At 64.2% G+C, this 15534-nt stretch carries 13 protein-coding genes; 9 read left to right on the top strand and 4 right to left on the bottom strand.

Going from position 1 to position 15534, the window contains the following annotated elements; genetic code table 11:
- Positions 1-532: 532 nt before the first annotated feature.
- Genes OUZ49_RS03700 through OUZ49_RS03690 form a run of 3 tightly spaced genes read left to right on the top strand, consistent with a single transcriptional unit; the run spans position 533 to position 6450 of the window.
- Entirely contained in the window at positions 533-3772 is a 3240-nt protein-coding gene (locus tag OUZ49_RS03700) for an efflux RND transporter permease subunit (protein WP_266148585.1), read from the top strand.
- Complete coding sequence (locus OUZ49_RS03695) at positions 3762-4949, top strand: efflux RND transporter periplasmic adaptor subunit (RefSeq protein ID WP_266148584.1); 1188 nt, start codon at positions 3762-3764, stop codon at positions 4947-4949. The genes OUZ49_RS03700 and OUZ49_RS03695 overlap by 11 nt, the downstream gene beginning before the upstream one ends.
- Before the next feature lie 4 nt (positions 4950-4953).
- The gene (locus OUZ49_RS03690; protein ID WP_266148583.1) at positions 4954-6450 is read left to right on the top strand and encodes an efflux transporter outer membrane subunit; all 1497 of its coding nucleotides are present in this window, start codon (positions 4954-4956) and stop codon (positions 6448-6450) included.
- 104 nt (positions 6451-6554) lie between these two features.
- Here the strand turns inward: OUZ49_RS03690 and OUZ49_RS03685 are convergent, their stop codons facing one another.
- Entirely contained in the window at positions 6555-8159 is a 1605-nt protein-coding gene (locus OUZ49_RS03685; RefSeq protein ID WP_266148582.1) for a hypothetical protein, read from the bottom strand.
- Between the two features lie 191 nt (positions 8160-8350).
- Between OUZ49_RS03685 and rnt the strand changes: the two genes are divergently transcribed.
- The 6 genes from rnt (at position 8351) to phoU (ending at position 13974) form a co-directional block, all read left to right on the top strand.
- Positions 8351-9010 carry a ribonuclease T gene (gene rnt / locus OUZ49_RS03680; protein WP_266148581.1) on the top strand — a complete coding sequence of 220 codons (660 nt, stop codon included), beginning with the start codon at positions 8351-8353 and terminating at the stop codon, positions 9008-9010.
- Between the two features lie 206 nt (positions 9011-9216).
- On the top strand, positions 9217-10251 hold the full coding sequence (pstS, locus tag OUZ49_RS03675; RefSeq protein ID WP_266148580.1) for a phosphate ABC transporter substrate-binding protein PstS: 1035 nt from the start codon (positions 9217-9219) through the stop codon (positions 10249-10251).
- A 192-nt stretch (positions 10252-10443) separates the two neighbouring features.
- Positions 10444-11463: a phosphate ABC transporter permease subunit PstC gene (gene pstC / locus OUZ49_RS03670; RefSeq protein WP_266148579.1), complete on the top strand. Its 1020-nt coding sequence runs from the start codon at positions 10444-10446 to the stop codon at positions 11461-11463.
- Positions 11463-12335, top strand: coding sequence for a phosphate ABC transporter permease PstA (pstA, locus tag OUZ49_RS03665; protein WP_266148578.1), 873 nt, complete (start codon positions 11463-11465; stop codon positions 12333-12335). The genes pstC and pstA overlap by 1 nt, the downstream gene beginning before the upstream one ends.
- Positions 12328-13143, top strand: a complete 816-nt coding sequence (gene pstB, locus OUZ49_RS03660; protein WP_266148577.1) for a phosphate ABC transporter ATP-binding protein PstB — start codon at positions 12328-12330, stop codon at positions 13141-13143. Before pstA ends, pstB begins: the two co-directional genes overlap by 8 nt.
- Positions 13144-13239: 96 nt before the next feature.
- A complete protein-coding gene (phoU, locus tag OUZ49_RS03655; protein WP_266148576.1) occupies positions 13240-13974 on the top strand; it encodes a phosphate signaling complex protein PhoU in 735 nt (244 codons plus the stop codon).
- 64 nt (positions 13975-14038) lie between these two features.
- On the opposite strand, the gene sugE is transcribed toward phoU, so the two are convergent.
- From sugE to rlmB, 3 genes are all read right to left on the bottom strand, one after another.
- Complete coding sequence (gene sugE, locus OUZ49_RS03650) at positions 14039-14362, bottom strand: quaternary ammonium compound efflux SMR transporter SugE (protein ID WP_266148575.1); 324 nt, start codon at positions 14360-14362, stop codon at positions 14039-14041.
- Positions 14363-14522: 160 nt separating this feature from the next.
- On the bottom strand, positions 14523-14789 hold the full coding sequence (locus OUZ49_RS03645) for a CBU_0592 family membrane protein (protein WP_266148574.1): 267 nt from the start codon (positions 14787-14789) through the stop codon (positions 14523-14525).
- Complete coding sequence (gene rlmB / locus OUZ49_RS03640) at positions 14786-15532, bottom strand: 23S rRNA (guanosine(2251)-2'-O)-methyltransferase RlmB (protein WP_266148573.1); 747 nt, start codon at positions 15530-15532, stop codon at positions 14786-14788. Before rlmB ends, OUZ49_RS03645 begins: the two co-directional genes overlap by 4 nt.
- Positions 15533-15534 lie beyond the last annotated feature (2 nt).

Raw genomic sequence — 15534 nt, 5'->3', positions numbered from 1 at the left:
CTTTTGGGCCAGCAAAAGAAAAGTGACTCGGCTGCCGGCAGGCAGTCGAAACGCCCGCTGCGTAAGCGGCAAGCTGGCGATATCGCACAGTCATCGCGTCATCGCGAGCACCCGCCCCTCATCCCAACCTTCTCCCCGGCGGGGAGAAGGAGCAGGAAGCTCGGCGCTCAAACGGGCATCGAAACACCCGCTGCGTAAGCGGCACCCTTGCAGCCACGCTAAGTTGTCGCGCTGCCGCAAGCACCCGCCCCTCATCCCAGCCTTCTCCCCGGGGGGAGAAGGAACCCATGCCTGAGCCACCCGGGTTCAGAAACCTTCAGCTCCCCAAAAGGTTTCCACAAGATTGGCTTGCGATCATGGCCATATCGGCCTCACGCCCAGCATCGAGCCATGACATGACGATTTGCCGCAGCGACTCAACACGTTACGGGCCACCCTGCTAGCGCCTGTTTTCCCGCTCAGCACTTTCGATGTGACGGCATGGCCGTCACGCCGCGGCGCCATGGTGCCGACGTATAGCCGGAACCGTCCCATGCTTGGTCTTGTTCGCATCGCCCTGTCTCGACCGCTCACCTTCATCGTGCTGGCGGTGCTGATTCTTATCGCCGGCCCGCTGGCCGCGTTTCGTACGCCCACCGATATCTTTCCCAATATCGGCATCCCGGTCATCAGCGTGGTGTGGTCGTACAACGGCCTGCCGCCCGATCAGATGTCGGGTCGCGTCGTGTACTACTACGAGCGCCAGCTGAGCACCTCGGTCAACAACATCGAGCACATCGAATCGCAGTCGCTGCCCGGCATGGGCATCGTCAAGATCTTCTTCCAGCCCGGCGTGGATATCCGCACCGCGACCGCCCAGGTCACCTCGATCTCGCAGACCGTGCTGAAGCAGATGCCGCCGGGCATCACGCCGCCGCTGATCCTGAACTACAACGCGTCCACCGTGCCCATCCTGCAGATGGCGCTGTCGAGCAAGGCGCTGTCGGAGTCGAAGATCCTCGACCTCGGCCTGAACCTGATGCGCCCGACGCTGACCTCGGTACCTGGCGTGGCGGTGCCCACCCCGTATGGCGGCGCCCAGCGCCAGGTCACCCTGGACCTGGATCCCCAGGCGCTCGCTGCGAAGGGCTTGTCGGCACAGGACGTGAGCAATGCGCTGGCCGCGCAAAACCAGATCATTCCGGTGGGCACGGCCAAGATCGGCACCTACGAGTATCACGTCCAGCTCAACAACAGTCCCGAGGCGATCAACGAGCTAAACCAGCTGCCGGTGAAGACGGTCCACGGCGCCACCATCAGCATGGGCGAGGTGGCCCACGTGCGCGACGGCGCCGCGCCGCAGACCAATGTGGTGCGCGTCGATGGCCACCGCGCGGTGCTGATGCCGGCATTGAAAGTCGGCGATGCATCCACGCTCGCCGTGGTGGCCGGCATCAAGCAACTGCTGCCGCTGCTGAAGGAATCCTTGCCGAATACGCTGAAGATCTCCCTGCTCGGCGACCAGTCCATCTTCGTCAAGGCCGCCATCAGCTCGGTGGCGCGCGAAGGCATCATTGCCGCCCTGCTCACCTCGGTGATGATCCTGGTCTTCCTGGGCAGCTGGCGCTCGACGGTGATCATTGCGGTTTCGATTCCGCTGTCGATCCTGTCGGCGCTCGCCCTGCTCTCGGCCACCGGTCAAACGTTGAACGTGATGACGCTGGGCGGCCTGGCCCTGGCCGTCGGCATCCTGGTCGACGATGCCACGGTGACCATCGAGAACATCAACTGGCATCTGGAACAGGGCAAGGATGTGCATACCGCCATCATGGATGGCGCCAAACAGATCGTGACGCCTGCCTTCGTCTCGCTGCTGTGCATCTGCATCGTGTTCGTGCCGATGTTCATGCTCGACGGCATCGCCGGCTTCCTGTTCCGGCCAATGGCGCTGGCGGTGATCTTCGCCATGGTGTCGTCCTTCATCCTGTCGCGCACCCTGGTGCCGACCCTGGCGATGTATCTGCTGAAGCCGCATCACCTCGAAACAGGCGCCGGCGACCATCCGGAAGACGCCTACATCAACCACCACGAGGGCGATCAACACCCGCCGCGCCGCCGCAATGCGCTGGTCGCCGCCATGGTGTCGTTCCAGCAGCGCTTCGAACACCGCTTCGCCCAGGTCCGTGACCTCTACCACGCCACGCTGACCATCGCGCTCGTCCATCGCCGTCGCTTCATCCTCGGCTTCCTGGGCTTCGTGCTGGCCTCGTTCGCCCTGGTACCGCTGCTGGGACGCGACTTCTTTCCCGACGTGGATGCCGGCTCGATTGCCCTGCATGTGCGTGCGCCCATGGGTACGCGGGTGGAAGAAACCGCGGCCGAGTTCGATCACATCGAGGCGGCCATCCGCAAGGTCATCCCGCCGGATCAGCTGGCTACGGTGATCGACAACATCGGCTTGCCGCTCAGCGGCGTGAACATGGTCTACAACAGCAGCGGCACCATCGGCCCGCAGGATGGCGACATCCAGGTGGCGCTGAAGGAGGATCACGCGCCGACGGCCGACTTCGTCAAGCAATTGCGTGCACGCCTGCCGCGCGAATTCCCCGGCACCCAGTTCGCCTTCCTGCCGGCCGACATGAGCTCGCAGATCCTCAACTTCGGCGCACCGGCACCGCTGGACGTCTCCATCGCCGGTCGCGACCTCCCCGCCAACCAGGCCTATGCGATGGAGATCATGAAGCGCCTGCGTTCCGTGCCCGGCATCGCCGACGTGCGCCTGCAGCAGAGCACCAGCTATCCGCAGCTCAACGTGCAGGTCAATCGCACGCGTGCCGACGAACTGGGCATTACCGAGCGCGATGTCACCAACAGCATGGTCGCCTCGCTGGCCGGCAGCTCGCAGGTGGCGCCAGCCTTCTGGCTGAATCCCAAGAGCGGCGTGTCGTATCCGATCGTCGCCGCCACGCCGCAATACAAGATGGACAGCATGGCCGACGTGGCCAGCCTGCCGGTGACGCCGGACGGCAAGGGCGCCAGCCAGATCCTCGGCGGCATCGCCACGTTTACCCGCGTGCCCAGTGCTGCGGTGGTATCGCACTACAACATCATGCCGTCCTACGACATCTACGCCTCGGTGCAGGACCGCGACCTCGGCGCGGTCGCCAGCGATGTGCAAAAGGTACTCGCGCAGTTCGCGGCGAGTCGTCCGAAGGGTACGGTGGTGAGCCTGCACGGACAGGTCGGCACCATGAACGAAGCGTTCGGCGGCCTGATCTTCGGCCTGGTCGGCGCGATCGTGCTGATCTATCTGTTGATCGTGGTGAACTTCCAGTCCTGGCTCGATCCCTTCGTGATCATTACCGCCCTGCCCGCGGCGCTGGCCGGCATCGTGTGGATGCTGTTCCTTACGCACACGACGTTGTCAGTACCCGCACTGACCGGCGCGATCATGTGTATGGGCGTGGCCACCGCCAACTCGATCCTGGTGGTCAGTTTCTGCCGCGAACGCCTCGCCGAACATGGCGATGCGATGAAAGCCGCGCTCGAAGCGGGCTTCACGCGTTTCCGTCCGGTCTGCATGACCGCGCTGGCGATGATCATCGGCATGCTGCCGATGGCCCTGAGCCAGGAACAGAACTCGCCGCTGGGCCGCGCCGTGATCGGCGGCCTGCTGTTCGCCACCTTCGCCACCCTGCTGTTCGTGCCGGTGATCTTCAGCCTCGTGCACGGCCGCGAGCAGGCCCAGGCATCCACCGATTCCCTGCTTGGAGAACCCGTCCATGTCGCATGACGCCCCCGTTGCCACGCCGCAGCGACCGCCGAAACTGGGCCGTGCCGTGCGCTTCGGCCTGGGCGCAGCCTTGCTCGCCACCATCGCCGGCATTTCGGTACGCGCGTACGACTACCACCGCGTGGTCAAGTGGACCGACGAGCAGGTGATGCCCAGCGTGCAATTGATCGAACCCGATGTCGGCGCGGGCCAACAGGCCACCACCTTGCCTGGCCATCTGGATGCCTGGATCAGCGCTCCCATCCACGCGCGTGTCGGCGGCTATGTGAAGAGCTGGGCCCGCGACATCGGCAGCCAGGTCAACGCGGGCGAAACCCTGGCGGAGATCGACACGCCCGAACTCGACCAACAGTTCGAACAGGCCAAGGCCGGCCTCGCGCGCGCCAGGGCCAATGCGCGTCTCGCCGCCTTGACCGACAAGCGCTGGAAAAACCTGCTCACCTCCAACTCCGTCTCCAAGCAGGAGGCGGACGAAAAGGCCGGCGAAGCCGAAGCAGCCCAGGCCAACGTGCTGGCGGCGCAAGCCGATGTCGATCGCATTGCCGCCATGGAAGCGTTCAAACACATCACCGCGCCGTTTGCCGGCACCGTGACGGCGCGTAATACGGACATCGGCGATCTGATCAGCGCCACCAACGACAACAGCGCGCCCTTGTTCACCATCTCCGACACGCGTCGCATGCGCCTGTATGTGGAAGTGCCGCAGGGTTATGCCGATTCGATCAAGCCGGGCATGAGCGTGCAGCTGGACGTTCCCGATCATCCGGGCGAACACTTCAGCGGCCAGCTGATCGGCAACTCGGGCGCGGTCAACCAGGCCTCGGGTACGTTGCTGGCGCAATTCGAGGTGGACAACAGCAAGGGCGGCTTGCTGCCCGGCGCCTATGCCGAGGTGCATCTGCCTTTGGGCAACCACAGCCACACCATGACGGTGCCCGCCACGGTACTGATCTTCCGCGCGCAAGGACCGCAGGTCGCCGTGCTCGGGCAGGACGGCAGGGTGCAGCTGCGCGATGTGCATATCGCCATGGACCTGGGTGATCGCCTGCAGATCGACCAGGGGCTACACCCCGGCGACCGCATCATCAACCATCCGTCGGATTCGCTGATGCAGGGCGACCGTGTACAGGTGGCATCCAGCGCCGATGCGACTGGCGCCAAGGCCAAGGTGGAGTGAGTCCATGACACGCATGAACCCAACCTTGGCCCTGGCGCTGCGGCGCTTGCTGCCGCTTGCTGCCGTGGCTGCGCTACCCGCCTGCTCGCTGGCGCCCATCTATCAAAAGCCGGACCTTGGCCCCTTGCCCGCCGCGTATGCGGGCCAGACCCAGGATGGCCTGTGGTCGCCAGCGCAACCCGCCGACACCGCCTCGCGCGGCCCATGGTGGTCGGTCTACGACAATCCCGAACTGGATCGGCTGGAACGTCAGCTCGATGCAACCAACCCCAGTCTGTCGGTGGCGCTGGCCCGCTATGACGCCGCCCGCGCGGTAGTCGGCGAAGTGCGCTCGGACCTCTATCCCCACCTCGGCGTGGAGGCCAGCACGCTGCGCAACCGCCAGTCCGACAATCGTCCCCTGCGCGGCAGCAACCAGCCGAACGAGTACAGCGCGAATACGCTGGGTTTTGGCGCCAGCTACGAGTTGGACCTGTGGGGGCGCGTGCGCAACGAAGTTGCCGCCGGCAAGGCGGACGAGGCAGCGGCGGCCGGCGATCTTGCCTCGGTCAAGCTGAGCCTGGAGGCGCAACTGGCCGACCAGTACGTACGCCTGCGTGGCTACGACGTGCAGGCACGCATCCTCAAGGACACGCTGGACGCGTATCGCCAGGGTCTCGATCTCACCCAGCGCCGCTTCGAAGGCGGCGTCGCTTCCGGCCTCGACGTCAGCCGCGCCAAGACCCAGTTGTCCGACGCCATGGCGCAGGTGTCCGAGGTCGATGCGCAGCGCGCGCTCACCGAGCACGCCATCGCCAGCCTGGTCGGTGAACCCGCCTCAAAGTTCTCGCTGCCGCCGTCCACAACCCCCATGGCGGTGCCGGCGATACCGCTGGGCGTGCCTTCGCTGTTGCTGCAACGACGCCCTGACATCGCCGCCTCTGAGCGACGCGTGTTCGCCGCCAACGCGGAGATCGGCGTGGCGCGCGCGGCGTTCTTCCCAAGGTTGAGTCTGTCCGCCGTGTTTGGCTGGCAAAACACCGGCATGGGCAGCCTGCTCAGCGCGGGCAACCGCTACTGGGCGCTGGGCCCGGACCTGGCCATGAGTCTGTTCGACGGTGGCCTAAGGCACGCCAAGGTCCAGGCAGCACAAGCCAATCTCGACGCGGCGGCGGGGCAATATCGGGAAACCGTGCTGGGTGCATTTCAGCAGGTGGAAGACAACCTCACCCTGCTGCAAGAACTCGGCAAGGAAGCGCAGGAACAGGATGATGCGGCCAGCTCGGCCCATGACTCGCAGACGATAGCCACCAACCGCTATCGCGAAGGTGCAGTGAACTATCTCGATGTGGTGAGTGCGCAGACCGCCACGCTGCAGGCCGAACGCAGCGCCGAGCAGGTGCGCACGCGCCGCCTGCAGGCCAGTGTGGATCTGATCCGTGCGCTGGGCGGTGGCTGGGACCGCAGCGACTTGCCCAACGGCGACACGACCATGACGGCAAGCGCAGCCTCGGCCCGTTGACGGTCACGTCACGAGAGAGCCTGGCGGCAAAAACAGAAACGGCGGGCATCTTGCCCGCCGTTTCTCCATCCTTGGGTCGAACTCCCTTGCGATAGCCGTACCGCTTAGAACGGGTAGTAGCGGAAGCTGGTGAAGAACATGTTTTCCTTGGCAGAAGGCGTCGCGGCACCGTTGACCAGCACGCCGTTGACGTAGCCCTGACCAGCGAAGGCTTCGCGATCGGTATGCGAGTACTGCGCACCGAACTGCATCTTGCCGAACTTGCCCTGGTAGAACTTCCACCAGAAGCCCAGCGTGCCCTGCCAGATCTGCCGGCTGTTGCCTACGCAGGTACCGCCTTCGATTTCGCAACCGCTGTTGTTGTACAACGGGCTGCCCAGGCCGAGCGCGGTGCCCTTGTACAGGAAGTCCTTCTTGAACTGCGCTTCGCGGCCACCGAACAGATAGACGTCGACGTCGGAGTTGGCGTGCCAGGTCAGACCGGTCAGCAGCATGTTCTGCTTGATCGGAGCGAGGTTGCCATTCGGGCTGAAGGTCACGTCCGGCATCTGCGAGCTGCCGTAACGGCCAATGCCCTTGCCGGTCATGCCCGAGAACTGCCAGTCGAGCTGCTTGTCGATCAGCGGCAGGACCATGCCGATGCCGACGCCGCCGCCGTAGGTGTCCTGGTTCGAACCGTTGTAACGGTTATAGAACGCACGGCCGAGGCCGAACAGTTCGTAATGACCGAAGCCAGGATCCACGGCCAGCTTCACGACCACATCGGGGATGTGGTTGAGCGACAGCGTGTTGGCCGAGTTGAAGCCCGAGCCAGCTGCGATGTTGTAGATCGACTGCACCGGCGCCTTGGCCTGGTTCGGGCTGGTGTAGAACGTGGTCTGCGGGTTCTCGAGCGAGATACCCAGCCACCACTCCTTGTTCCAATCCTTGACCAGGCGGATCTGCGGCTGGCGCGTCCAGGTGAAGCCCGGGATGTACTGTGCGTCGATCTGCGGCGGGGTCAGCTCGGTGCGCGGGGTGATGCCCTTGCTGTTGAGCGTGACCAGCGACCAGTTCTGACCAGCCAGCAGGTGCCAGCCGCCATTGTCCCAATCCGAGGTCATGTAGACGTTGCGGATACGCGGGTTGTACGAGTTGCTCTCGTTCGAGTTCGCGGTCTGCGCAGCGCCCAGGAAGTCGAGTTCGATGTAGCCGGCCAGATGCGTCTGCGGATCCACGTCACCCTGCGCCAAGGCCGAGATACGGCTCTGGCGGGCGGTCAGGCGGAGTTCGTTGGTATGCGCCGTCGAGACGTTGTTGAACGGAATAGCGTTGAAGTTCGACGCGATATCCGCACCCTGGTTGGCCGAGCGGTAGACCGACTCAGCTGCCAGGAAGCCGCCCAGCGTGATGTTCACGCCCTTGTAGGCGATCTTGTCAGCCGACTTCTTGATCTGCTCGTTCGTGGCAGCCTGGGTCTTCTGCACCTGCTCCACGGCCTGGCCGGTGGAGACATTGATGTCGGACTGCGCGTCGGTGCGCTGCTCCAACTCGACCACCTTGGCCTGAAGGGCCTGCAACTGGGCCTTCAGCGCCTCGATTTCTGCGTTCTGCGCAGAAGCCGAGCTGGTCTTGGAAGACTGGCTAGCCGGTGCCGGATCGGCACTGGCGTAGAAACTGGTAACGCCCAAACCGGCAGCAATCGCTACCGCGAGCAACTTGGAACGCATGGAATGTCTCCGCATGTTGGTAAGAATCACCTCGACCGCCCCCCTCGATCACATGGCCGGTCAGTTAAGGTTCGGTTAGGGAGGATGAGGTCCGTGCTTTACCGTTCCATGCACGTTATGTGACAGAACGAAGACACTCGTCTTAGCGACGGCTAAGCCGGCGTGGCGGCGGCGGCTGATATGCTTGCTGGATGGAGAGACTCAGCAACAGCATGGCCGACCGCATGGCCGAACGATTCCGCGGCTTCCTGCCGGTGATCGTGGATGTGGAGACGGGCGGTTTCGACGCCGAGCGCGACGCGCTGCTGGAAATTGCCGCCGTGGTCCTGCGCATGACCCCCGAGGGCTATTTGCAGCCGCTGCCGGCGGTGTCAGCCCACGTGCACCCCTTTCCCGGCGCCAATATCGATCCCCGCGCACTGGAGATCACCGGCATCGATCCGGAAAATCCGCTGCGCGGCGCGCTCGACGAGCGCCTGGCGCTGGATCACGTGTTCAAGCCGATCCGCGATGCCATGCGCGATGCCGATTGCCAGCGCGCCGTGCTGGTGGGCCACAACGCGGCCTTCGACCTTGGCTTCCTCAACGCCGCCGTGCGCCGGTGCGCGCACAAGCGCAATCCGTTCCATCCGTTCAGCTGTTTCGATACGGCGACGTTAAGCGGACTGGCCTTTGGGCAGACCGTCTTGAGCAAGGCGGTGCAGGCCGCCGGCATTCCTTTTGATACTCGCGAAGCCCATTCGGCCATCTACGATGCCGAGCGGACGGCGGAGTTGTTCTGCACGATCATCAATCGCTGGCGCCGGCTGGAGACGATCGAACGCGAGTTCGTTGGCGTCGATACGCCCTGAGGCCACCCAGCAATGGATCCCGAGGGCCGGCGGGCGCGCAGAAAGCGCACTGGCGGCCCGCCGCCCCGGCCCTTGCCGAAGGCCAAGATGACAGTCGATGACGGATTGTCATCTTGCTGAAACATTCAGCTAATCTCATTGCAACACGTAGCGCATGAAATTGAGGGCGGGCGGGAATCCCCGTAACCCTTCGCCAAGGAGCCACCGTGTTGACCTCAACCAAGTCCCTATCTCGCATCGGCGTGACCGCCGTTTTTGCTGCCGCCTCGCTGTTCGGCATGGCCGCCCAGGCCACTGACATCACCGGCGCCGGTTCGAGCTTCGTCTATCCGGTGCTCTCGAAGTGGTCCGCCGGTTACGCCGAAAAGACCGGCAACAAGCTGAACTACCAGTCGGTGGGTTCGGGCGCCGGCGTCGCGCAGATCAAGGAAGGCACCATCGACTTCGGCGCCACCGATGCACCGGTCAAGGCGGAAGACCTCGCCCAGTTTGGCCTGGGCCAGTTCCCGGTCGTGGTCGGCGGCATCGTGCCGGTGGTCAATATCGCCGGTATCGACGCGGGCAAGATCAAGCTGGATGGCGCCACCCTCGCCGACATCTTCCTCGGCAAGATCACCAACTGGAACGACCCGCGCATCTCGGCGCTGAACGCCGGCCTGAACCTGCCGGCGGGCAAGATCACCGTCGTGCACCGCTCGGACGGCTCGGGCACCACCTTCAATTTCACCAACTACCTGTCCAAGGTCAGCCCGGATTGGGCGGCCAAGGTCAAGTACGGCACCGCCGTTGAATGGCCGACCGGCGTGGGCGGCAAGGGCAATGAAGGCGTGTCGCAGTACGTCAAGCAGATCAAGGGTTCGATCGGCTACGTCGAATACGCCTATGCGGTCAAGAACAAGATCAGCTGGATCAACCTGAAGAATGCCGCCGGCCAGTTCGTGGCTCCCAGCGCCGAGGGCTTTGCCGCCGCCGCCGCCACCGCCGACTGGGCCAGCGCCAAGGACTTCAACCTGATCATGACCAACGCCCCGGGAGCCAACGCCTGGCCGATCACGGCAACCACCTGGGCCGTGATGTACAAGAAGCCGAAGAACGCCGAGCACACCAAGGTCGCCTTCGACTTCTTCAAGTGGGCCCTGGAGAACGGCCAGAAGGACGCGGCTTCACTCGACTATGTCGCCCTGCCGGATACCCTCGTCAAGAAGATCGAGGCTTACTGGGCCAGCGAATACAAGCACTGAGACCCGCTCGCGCCGGTCATGCTACGGCAACCGGTACGATCTAACGTCTAGGCTTGATGGCACCACACCGGGCCGCCCGACCAACGTCGGGCGGCTTGCTGCTGGAAAGGCCCCCTGGCCCTGGCGCACGCTTACCGACCGGGCGGCCCTGGTGCCAGCCGGACCTCGAGAAACCTGAGGGATCGACATTACATGCAAGCGAACGTAGGCGCCGTCTCCACGGCCATCGCACAGGAAGCGCGCTCGCACCGCGACGCACGGCACGATCGCCTGTTCGGCTGGTTGCTCAAGGCCTGCGCCCTGCTGGTCCTGGCCTGCCTGCTCGGCGCCGCGGGCGCCACGCTGTGGGGCGGCCGCCACGCCTTCGGCGCGTTCGGCTGGCACTTCCTGATCAGCGATGCCTGGGACCCGAGCAGCGACACCTTCGGCGCCCTCGTGCCCGTCTACGGCACCATCGCCACCTCGCTGATCGCCCTGCTCATCGCCGTGCCGGTGAGCTTCGGCATCGCGCTCTATCTTTCCGAAGTGGCGCCGCCGTGGCTGCGCACCCCGGTCGCCTCGGCGATCGAGCTGCTGGCCGGCATCCCTTCGATCATCTACGGCATGTGGGGCCTGTTTATCTTTGCGCCCTTCTTCGCCGACCACATCAAGCCCTGGCTGACCAACTACCTGGGCAACAAGCCCGACGACGGCAAACTGTCGTGGGTGGCCGAACACGTACCGTTCGTGGGCAGCCTGTTCGGCAGCGACTATCCGTTTGGCGCTAGTGTGCTGACCGCCGGTATCGTGCTGGCGGTGATGATCATCCCGTTCATTTCCTCGGTGATGCGCGAGGTCTTCCAGACCGTACCGACGCGCCTGAAGGAATCGGCCTATGCGCTGGGTTCCAGCACCTGGGAGGTTTCCTGGGACATCGTGCTGCCCTACACCCGCTCGGCGGTGATTGGCGGCATCTTCCTGGGCCTGGGCCGTGCGCTTGGCGAGACCATGGCGGTGACCTTCGTGTTGGGCAATGCGATGAAGCTGTCGCCGTCCATCCTTGACCCGGGTGCCTCGATCGCCTCCACCATCGCGAACCAGTTCAGCGAGGCCGCCGGCCTGCAGAAATCCACCCTGATGGCCTTGGCCTTCCTGCTGTTCGTGGTCACCTTCATCGTGCTGCTGATCGCGCGCTGGATGCTGCGGCAGCTGGCCCATAAGGAGGGTCGCTGATGAGCAGCTCGTTCCTCTACACCCGTCGCCGCATCACCAATGCGCTGGCCTTGACCTTGAGCATGTTCGCCACCCTGATCGGCCTGATCTTCCTGGCCTGGATCCTGTGGGAAACCCTGCGCCAGGGCATCGGCGCGCTCGATGTGAAGCTGTTCACCAAGATCACCGCCTATGGCGAGGATGGTGGCCTGCTCAATGCGATGGTCGGCAGCCTGATCATCAACTTCATCGGCATCGCCCTGGCCACGCCGATCGGCGTGCTGGCAGGCGCCTGGCTGGCCGAATACGCGAATCGCACCCGCCTGGGCGAGTCGATCCGCTTCCTCAACGACATCCTGCTGTCCGCACCGTCCATCGTGCTGGGCCTGTTCGTCTACACCATCATCGTGCTGCCCACCACGGCGCTGACCAGCGGCAATACCACGTTCTCCGGCCTGGCCGGCGGCGTGGCGCTGGCCTTGATCGCACTGCCGGTGATCGTGCGCACCACCGACGAGATGCTGCGGCTGGTGCCGTCCACGCTGCGCGAAGCCTCGCTGTCACTGGGCATTCCGCAATGGAAGCTCACCACGCAGATCCTGATGCGCTCGGCGCGCTCGGGCATCATCACCGGCGTGCTGCTGGCGTTGGCCCGCATCAGCGGCGAGACGGCGCCGTTGCTGTTCACCGCGTTCGGCAACAACTACCTGACCTTCAACCCGATGGACAAGATGTCCAGCCTGCCGCAGATGATCTACCAGTACGCCAATGATCCGGGCGAAGGCCTGCATGCCATCGCCTGGGCCGGTGCGTTCGTGATCACCATGTTCGTGCTGCTGCTTAGCCTTGCTTCCCGTCTGGTCCTTTCACGCAACAAGGTGTCCCATGACTGAGTCCGCCGCCGCCGGCATCCACCCGCAGTCTGCGGCTACGCCCACCCCGATCGCGCCGACCAAGCTGAAGGTGCGCGACCTGCACTTCTACTACAACGGCTTCCATGCGCTGAAAGGCATCAACATGGACATCCCGGAGAAGAAGGTCACCGCCATCATCGGCCCGTCGGGTTGCGGCAAGTCCACCCTGCTTCGCATCTTCAACCGCATCTACGCGATCTATCCCAAGCTCGAGGCCAAGGGCGAAATCGTCCTGGATGACGAGAACATCCTCGATTCGGGCTATTCGATGAACCGCCTGCGCAGCAAGGTCGGCATGGTGTTCCAGAAGCCGGTGCCGTTCCCGATGACCATTTTCGAGAACGTCGCCTACGGCATCCGCCACCACGAAAAGCTTTCGCGCGCCGACATGGACATCCGCGTGGAGCAGGCCCTGCGTAGCGCGGCGCTGTGGGACGAGGTGAAGGACAAGCTCAAGCAGAACGCCCTGGGCCTCTCCGGCGGCCAGCAGCAGCGCCTGTGCATCGCCCGTGGCATTGCGCTGAAGCCGGAAGTGCTGCTGCTCGACGAGCCCACCTCCGCCCTCGATCCGATCGCCACTGGCCGCATCGAGCAGCTGGTGGAAGAGCTCAAGAGCGAGTACACCATCGTCATCGTCACGCATAACATGCAGCAGGCGGCACGCTGCTCCGATCTCACCGCCTTCATGTACCTGGGCGAGCTGATCGAGTTCGACCGCACCGAACAGATCTTCACCAAGCCGACCAAGAAACAGACCGAGGACTACATCACCGGTCGTTTCGGCTAAACATGGCGTTATCCCCTCTCCCCTCCGGGGAGAGGGTTAGGGTGAGGGGACACCCCGCGACACCCTTCCCTATCCAACGAATTGTGGAACCACACCATGAGCGGCAGCAGCAAAGAACACATCATCAAGAGCTACGACGACGAGCTGACCCGCCTCACCGGCGAAATCGTCCGCATGGGCGAGCTCGCGGTCGGCCAGCTGGAATCGGCCATCGACGTGATCGAGCGCCGCGACGAACGCGCCGCCCAGCACGTGGTCGGCAACGACGACGCGATCGACCTGCTCGAGCAGGAAATCAGCCACGACGTGGTGCGCCTGCTGGCGCTGCGCGCGCCGATCGCCGGCGACCTGCGCAATGTATTCGCCGCGCTGCGCATCGCTGCCGACATCGAACGCATCGGCGACTACGCCGCCAACGTAGCCAAGCGCTCGATCCCGCTGTCGATGGTCGCTCCCGTCGCCCCCACCAGCGGCCTGGGTTACCTGGCCGAACTGGCCGCCGCCGAAGTGCGCGACGTCCTGATGGCCTACCGCGACCGCGATGCAGAACGCGCCTACCAGGTATGGAAGGACGACGCCGAGCTGGACGAGGCCTATACCGGCTACTTCCGCCAGCTGCTTACGTACATGATGGAAGATCCGCGCAACATCACGCCGTGCACTCATTTGTTGTTCATGGCCAAGAACATCGAGCGCATCGGCGACCACGCCACCAATATCGCCGAGAACATCTGGTACCAGGTGAACGGCGAACCGCTGACGGCGCAGCGCGCGAAGCGCGACTTCACCTCCAGCCCGGAGTTCACCAAGCTCGGCGACAAGCCGGACTGACCGCCTCCCGACGCCATCAGCGGGAACGCATCGCATGCGTTCCCGCTTGTTCGCAGATCACGAATCAGTGCGAACCGCTGGTGACTTTCAGACCCACCATGCCAAGCAGCACCAGCCCCACGCAGGCGAGCCTGAGCGGCGACGCGGGATCGCCAAACAGCAGCATCCCAAGCATCACGGCACCTACCGCGCCCATGCCGGTCCAGATCGCGTAAGCCGTACCGATCGGCAGCGTTTTCACGGCCATCGCGAGCAATACGATACTGACAATGATCGCCGCTACGGTCGCGACGCTTGGCCACAGCCGTGTAAAGCCTTCGGTGTATTTGAGTCCAATCGCCCAGGCCACTTCGAACAAACCGGCGAGCGCAAGATAGATCCAGGGCATGACGCCACTCCTCTGGATGAAGAGCAAGGTCGTCCCCGCCAAAGAAAGAAGCCTGCGGCGTCGTCGCCACAGCCCGGCCTCATTGCGAGGCCGGACTTCATTTTACACGCGCGAGCTGAATGCCCCACGACCCCTTCGGAGCCGCTCACCCGCTACAAGCTCAACGCAGGCGTCGATTCAGGCGTGCGGAATGCACGATGCCGTAGATCCCAATGGCGATCCACGCCACCTGCATCAGAAAGGCCGGCCAATTCATGGACGCGACGCCAAAGATCAGCGACAGCACCACGCCAACGGCGCCCAGCACGTTCATCACCTGGTAAATGATCCCGTTGCCATGCAGCTTGCGCAGCTGCAGCAAGAGGAACGCGCACAACACCAGCAATACGCCGATATAGCCAGCCCAGTCGTGCCAGAAGAACGTCATCGCTTCTCACTCCTTTGCCGCAATGCCTCGAACAGAACGACGCCGGTTGCCACGGAGACGTTGAGGCTCTCCATCGAACCAGGCATGGGAATCTTCGCCACGAAATCGCAGGTCTCGCGCGTGAGCCGGCGCATGCCCTCGCCCTCGCTCCCCAGCACCAGGGCCAGCGGCCCCTTCATGTCAATACTGTAAATCGAGGTGTCGGTGTCGCCAGCCAGGCCGGTAATCCACACGCCAGCGTCCTTCAGCGTACGCAGCGCCCGGGCGAGATTGGTGGCGGCAATCAGGGGCACGCGGTCGGCGCCACCTGCCGAGGCACGACGCACGACCGGCGTCAGGCCCACGGCGCGATCCTTCGGCACGATCACCGCCGTCACGCGCGCCGCGGCCGCACTGCGCAGGCAGGCGCCGAGATTGTGCGGATCGGTGACCCCGTCCAGCACCAGCACGAGCGCATCCTGACCCGCTTGCTCAAGCAAGCCGAGAATGTCGTTCTCGTTGCCCATCGGCGGCGCTTCGTAGAGCGCCACCACACCCTGGTGCCGTGCCTCGCCAGCGATCTTGTCCAGCTGCTCGCGCGGCCGATGATGCACGGGAATATTCAATGCCTTGGCCCGGGTGGCCAGTTCCTGCACGCGCGCATTGCGCTGCCCCTGTTCCACCAGCAGTTCGCGCACGCGCGCAGCGTCGTTGCTCAACGCACCTTCGACTGGGTTGATTCCGACGATCCAGCTGTCACTCATTG

The sequence above is a fragment of the Dyella halodurans genome (genome assembly GCF_026283925.1).
Taxonomy (GTDB): Bacteria; Pseudomonadota; Gammaproteobacteria; order Xanthomonadales; family Rhodanobacteraceae; genus Dyella; species Dyella halodurans.
Note: the sequence above shows the minus strand (reverse complement) of the source record. Positions and strands in the feature narration are given on the sequence as shown.